This window comes from Streptomyces panacea (assembly GCF_040560175.1).
In the GTDB taxonomy this organism is placed as follows: domain Bacteria; phylum Actinomycetota; class Actinomycetes; order Streptomycetales; family Streptomycetaceae; genus Streptomyces; species Streptomyces panacea.
The window spans coordinates 1-3,505 of record NZ_JARJHW010000330.1 but is presented as its reverse complement, the minus strand read 5'-3'; the positions used below and the strand labels follow the sequence as shown (position 1 = coordinate 3,505).

Below are 3,505 nucleotides of genomic sequence, written 5' to 3'. Positions count from 1 at the left end.
GAGCCCCGGGCCGAGTGGGCCGGACCGAGCCCCGGGCCGAGTGGGCCGGACCGAGCCCCGGGGCACGACAGAGGGGTGGCCCGGAACCAGTTACGGTCCCGGGCCACCCCTCGTGCTGGGCTCAGCCTCGCCTCAGCCTCTCAGCGTCGGCTCACGCTTCCTTCGTCAGATTCGGACCGGCGCCGCCGGCCGCCTGCTCGATCGGCGGGACGTCGGGCAGTGCCGACTTCTCCTCGCCGCGGAAGCTGAACTTCTTCTCGTCGCCCTCGCCCTCGGTGTCCACGACCACGATGTGACCGGGACGCAGCTCACCGAAGAGGATCTTCTCGGAGAGGATGTCCTCGACCTCGCGCTGGATCGTCCGGCGCAGCGGCCGGGCGCCCATAACGGGGTCGTAGCCCTTCTTGGCGAGCAGCGCCTTGGCGTTCGGGCTGAGCTCAAGGCCCATGTCCCGGTCCTTCAGGCGCTCATCCACCTTGTCGACCATGAGGTCGACGATCTGGATGATGTCTTCCTCGGTGAGCTGGTGGAAGACGACCGTGTCGTCCACACGGTTGAGGAACTCGGGCCGGAAGTGCTGCTTGAGCTCCTCGTTGACCTTGTTCTTCATCCGCTCGTAGTTGGACTTGGTGTCGCCCTGGGCGGCGAAGCCCAGGTTGAAGCCCTTGGAGATGTCCCTGGTCCCGAGGTTGGTCGTCATGATGATGACCGTGTTCTTGAAGTCCACGACCCGGCCCTGGGAGTCGGTCAGCCGACCGTCCTCCAGGATCTGCAGAAGGGAATTGAAGATATCGGGGTGGGCCTTCTCGACCTCGTCGAAGAGGACGACGGAGAACGGCTTCCGGCGCACCTTCTCGGTGAGCTGGCCGCCCTCTTCGTACCCCACGTATCCGGGGGGAGAACCGAAGAGACGCGAAACCGTGTGCTTCTCGCTGAACTCCGACATGTCGAGGGAGATCAGTGCGTCCTCGTCGCCGAAGAGGAATTCGGCGAGCGTCTTGGACAGCTCCGTCTTACCGACTCCGGAGGGGCCGGCGAAGATGAACGAGCCACCGGGACGCTTGGGGTCCTTCAGACCCGCCCGCGTACGCCGGATGGCCTGGGAGAGCGCCTTGATGGCGTCCTTCTGGCCGATGACACGCTTGTGGAGCTCGTCCTCCATACGGAGCAGCCGCGAGGACTCCTCCTCGGTGAGCTTGAAGACCGGGATGCCCGTGGCGGTCGCCAGGACCTCGGCGATCAGCTCCTCGTCCACCTCGGCGACGACGTCCATGTCGCCGGCCTTCCACTCCTTCTCCCGCTTGGTCTTCGCGGCCAGCAGCTGCTTCTCCTTGTCGCGGAGCGAAGCTGCCTTCTCGAAGTCCTGGGAGTCGATGGCCGACTCCTTGTCGCGGCGGACGTTCGCGATCTTCTCGTCGAACTCGCGGAGGTCCGGCGGAGCGGTCATCCGGCGGATGCGCATCCGTGAGCCGGCCTCGTCGATCAGGTCGATCGCCTTGTCCGGCAGGAAGCGGTCCGAGATGTAGCGGTCGGCGAGCGTCGCGGCTGCGACCAGCGCGGAGTCCGTGATGGACACGCGGTGGTGCGCCTCGTAACGGTCCCGCAGGCCCTTGAGGATCTCGATGGTGTGCGGCAGCGACGGCTCGGCCACCTGGATCGGCTGGAAGCGGCGCTCCAGCGCGGCGTCCTTCTCCAGGTGCTTGCGGTACTCGTCGAGCGTCGTCGCACCGATGGTCTGGAGCTCACCACGGGCGAGCATGGGCTTCAGGATCGAAGCCGCGTCGATCGCGCCCTCGGCGGCGCCCGCACCCACGAGGGTGTGGAGCTCGTCGATGAACAGGATGATGTCGCCGCGGGTGCGGATCTCCTTGAGGACCTTCTTCAGGCGCTCCTCGAAGTCACCCCGGTAGCGGGAGCCCGCGACCAGTGCGCCGAGGTCCAGCGTGTAGAGGTGCTTGTCCTTGAGGGTCTCGGGCACCTCGCCCTTGACGATGGCCTGCGCCAGTCCCTCGACGACCGCCGTCTTGCCGACGCCGGGCTCGCCGATGAGGACCGGGTTGTTCTTCGTACGGCGGGACAGCACCTGCATGACCCGCTCGATCTCCTTCTCGCGCCCGATGACCGGGTCGAGCTTGGACTCACGAGCTGCCTGGGTGAGATTCCTGCCGAACTGGTCCAGGACGAGGGAGGTCGAGGGCGTGCCCTCGGCCGGGCCGCCGGCGGTGGCGGCCTCCTTGCCCTGGTAACCGGAGAGCAGCTGGATGACCTGCTGCCGCACCCGGTTGAGATCGGCGCCCAGCTTCACGAGGACCTGGGCGGCGACGCCCTCGCCCTCGCGGATCAGGCCGAGCAGGATGTGCTCGGTGCCGATGTAGTTGTGGCCGAGCTGAAGGGCCTCGCGGAGCGACAGCTCCAGGACCTTCTTGGCACGGGGCGTGAAGGGGATGTGGCCGGACGGAGCCTGCTGGCCCTGCCCGATGATCTCCTCCACCTGCTGGCGGACCGCCTCGAGCGAAATCCCGAGGCTCTCCAGGGCCTTAGCGGCGACACCCTCACCCTCGTGGATAAGGCCCAGGAGGATGTGCTCGGTGCCGATGTAGTTGTGGTTGAGCATCCGGGCTTCTTCCTGAGCCAGGACGACAACCCGCCGCGCGCGGTCGGTGAACCTCTCGAACATCGTTAATCGCTCCTCAGAGCGGTCAGGCAGTAAAGGGGTCGGTCCCCTCCCTGTCCTTCCGCAGCTTAGTCCCGCAAGCGGGGACCGCTCATTCCAACTGCCGACATCCGCCGTGATCACCCCGCCTCGGCGGCGAACTTTCCTCACGAACAGCCGACATCTGCTCCAACCTGATGGTGCGAGACGATGTTCCCGCAGGCCAGACAGATACCCCCGCTATCGGTACGCCGATGGCGAACGTGAGACGTCCGGGACCGCGTGTCGACCCTCCCCACTAGGAATGTCTTACCCGTAAGCACCGACACTCCATGCGGCGCACCCATGTTCGCTCCGCTACGGGCGAACACCCTTGCACTCCCGAATGCTTCCGTACGCCCCCACAAGGAACACATAGAGCGAGCACACATACACAGTGCGTAACTCGATGCCGGGGTGGGGAGTTGGTCCGTGCATGGCTCTCCCCGTTCCGCTCCCCCGCGCGCCGCTGCCGCTCGAAGGCGGCACCGCTTTCTGGTACGAGCACGAGCTGGGCTGGGCCACGGCGGCGGGACCACCCGTCGCGCTGCTGACCGGGCTCCGCTTCGACGTACTCGAACTGCCGGCGGACGCGGGCGCCGCGGTGCTGCGGCGGATCGACGCGGCGGGGACCGGGCCGGTGGCGCTCGTGGCGGGCCGGATGCGGCTGCTGGTGGCCGCGGGCGGCGCGGAGGAGCTGCCGGGGCTGCTCGACTGGCTGGAGTGGGGTGGCGTCGCGCTCGATCTGACCGCCGTGGGCGCCGACGGCCGGATGACCGCTCCGGAGCCGCCGGGAAGGCCGAGAGGCCCAAC

2 protein-coding genes are annotated in these 3,505 nt (G+C 67.4%); one reads left to right on the top strand and one right to left on the bottom strand.

Translation table 11 applies throughout. The features are described from left to right. Positions 1-151: 151 nt before the first annotated feature. Complete coding sequence (locus P3L51_RS35535; RefSeq protein ID WP_354609496.1) at positions 152-2,677, bottom strand: ATP-dependent Clp protease ATP-binding subunit; 2,526 nt, start codon at positions 2,675-2,677, stop codon at positions 152-154. A 451-nt stretch (positions 2,678-3,128) separates the two neighbouring features. On the opposite strand from P3L51_RS35535, the gene P3L51_RS35530 reads away from it, so the two are divergent. Further along, a partial coding sequence (locus P3L51_RS35530) for an SCO3374 family protein (protein WP_354609495.1) occupies positions 3,129-3,505 on the top strand: 377 nt, incomplete at its 3' end.